Annotated in this window: 1 protein-coding gene; it reads right to left on the bottom strand. The window is 59.4% G+C overall.

The features are described 5' to 3' along the window. Nucleotides 1-168: 168 nt before the first annotated feature. Nucleotides 169-2,657, bottom strand: a 2,489-nt coding sequence (locus ACXJ5O_RS23860) for a 5-oxoprolinase/urea amidolyase family protein (protein WP_457302069.1), incomplete at its 5' end; no start/stop codon positions are given.

The raw sequence follows: 2,657 nt of genomic DNA, 5'->3' as shown, positions 1-2,657 counted from the left end.
CCGCGTGCGGCTGCCCGTAGGTCCTCATCCGGCGTGGGGGTGATAAAGATCGCCGGATCATTTGATGCGGTGCGGCGGGCGATTAACGATTCAACGAGATCGAGCGGTGTCAGGCCGGATTGATAGGCGGCATAAAGGCTTGAAAGATCGAGAATTATCGGCAGCATGTCAGCAGTCCTCCAGGATAACAATGATATCGCCGGCTTTAACGTTTCGCCCGGRCGCTGCGCGTAGTTCGCGGACACGGCCTGCGGCGTGAGCATTGACTTGAAATTCCATTTTCATGGATTCGACAATGGCGAGCGGGTCGCCAGCGGCAACAGATGCCCCAGGTTCGACGAGCAGTTTCCAGATGTTTCCCTGAATGCTGCTGGCAACGCCAAAGCACCCAGCCGGAATATCGGCGTCCGGGCTTTCTCCGCCGCCACTATCGCTAACGAAGCTGTCGAGCCCGGCTTCCTTCCAGCGATGCCGCTCTTGGTCGAAGGCGGCTTGCTGTGTGTTCTTGAAGCGCCCGATGGATTGGGCATTCCGCTTCAGTTCCTTCTCGTAACCGGCGTACGAGAACTCCGTCTCCTCGATTTTGACCGGGTAGCCGCCATGCGGAAAGGCGGCACGCGCTTCCGTCAATTCCTGATGGTTGACCGGAAAGAAGCGTATCTGATCGAAGAAATTGAGAAGCCATGGCTTACCCCTGGCGAAGACTGGCGTCTGCCGCCAGGTATTCCATACCTGAATCGTTCGGCCGAAAAGCTGATAACCGCCCGGTCCCTCCATGCCATAGATGCACATATAGGCGCCCCCGATACCGACCGCATTTTCCGGCGTCCAAGTGCGGGCCGGATTGTATTTGGTGGTGACGAGGCGATGGCGCGGATCGATGGGCGTCGCGACGGGTGCACCGAGATAGACGTCGCCTAGCCCCAGCACCAGATAACTCGCGTTGAAGACGATGTCTTTCACCGCTTGTTCATCGGGAAGTCCATTGATGCGGCGAATGAACTCGATGTTGGAAGGGCACCATGGGGCGTTTGGCCGGACGAGTTCCTGATATTTGCGCATGGCGAGTTCGGCATCCGGATCATTCCACGACAGCGGCAAATGGATGATCCTGCTTGGTACGGTCACCTCCTGAGCTGCCGGGAGACCGGCCTCGATTTCCGCCAAAAGTCCAAGCAGCCGCTTTCGCGTCAGCGTCGTGCCGTCATAATGGATCTGCAGAGAACGGATGCCGGGTGTCAGATCAATAAGGCCGGGAAGCTGGGCCGCCGACACGGCGGACATCAGCAAATGAACCCGTAGCCTAAGCGCGATATCGAGCGCCATCGGGCCATATTCGACGAGCAGGTTGTCATCGCCCTGGCGGCGATAGACCACAGAAACCGGTCCATTGTCCCGCTGTCCGACAACGGCTGACCCAGCATTTGAAGCCGACCGAAGGATGGCCGGTCCGGTAACAGGATCGTCCGGGCGAGAAACCGGATGAAACCAGATGCTGTCGCCGGGCTTGAACTGGCCCATTTTCCACTGTTCGTCGCGGGCAATCACCGCAGGGCAAACGAAACCGCCAAGGCTCGGACCATCGGGCCCTAGGATGATCGGCATGTCGCCGGTGAAATCGATCGCTCCCACAGCATAGGCATTATCATGGAGGTTTGACGGGTGAAGCCCCGCCTCGCCGCCGTCACTGCGCGCCCATTTCGGTGCAGGGCCGATGAGACGGACGCCGGTGCGGGCACTGTTGAAATGTACCTCGTAAGGGTTGGAAAACAGCGTATCGATGTCTTCCGGCTGAAAGAAGTCCGGTGCGCCATGCGGCCCATAGACGACGCCGACCTGCCATTCGCGCGTGAGCTTGGCAGGCTCGGTTTCGGGCCCCAATTGCCCGGTGGCATGCCGCGCGAGATGCAGTACGTGACCGGTTTTGAGTGTGCCGGTAGCATTGCCGCCGAACTGGCCAAGTCCAAAGGTGGCGCGTGAACCAAGGATGACCGGAGCAGCAAGGCCGCCCCTGATCGCGAGATAGGCGCGCTGACCGGCACCATCGATTGCCCCGATAGAGAGCACCTGTCCCGCACGAATCGTTAYGGCCTTATTGTGTTGCAGCTTTTCACCGTCGCAAATCATGGTCATTCTCGCCCCGGAAAGCGCGATCTCAGCGTCGGTGTAAAAGCGCAGTGTTGGACCGGATACGGTCAGTTCCAGCGCTGCCGTTGCGTCGTCATTGCCGACCAGGCGGTTGGCATGACGGAAGGATCGCTCGTCCATCGGTCCGCTCGGCGGTACGCCAACATTCCACAAACCGAGACGCCCGGGCAGCTCCTGGAGGCTCGACTGAGCGCCCGGAGCCAGAACTTCGATGATATCCGGAATGAACGCGAAGTCCCGTAGCGCCGTGGTCGCCACCTTGCCGCTGGCGAGCAGCTTAGATGACGCGATTGCCCGCAGGTAGTCCAGATTGGTTTCGATGCCAGAAATCGAGGTATTGGCGAGAGCAGTCTTCAGCTTCTCGATCGCGACATCACGGTCCTCGGCCACCACGATCAGCTTGGCGAGCATTGGATCGTAGAAAGCCGTTACCTCGGTTCCAGTCTCGATCCAGCCATCGATACGGGCGATTTCAGGAAAGACTACTTCTGTCAGAAGGCCCGCACTTG

It is taken from the genome of Phyllobacterium sp. P5_D12 (assembly GCF_054049495.1).
The sequence above is the reverse complement of the archived record's forward strand: the minus strand, read 5'-3'. Positions and strand labels throughout refer to the sequence as shown.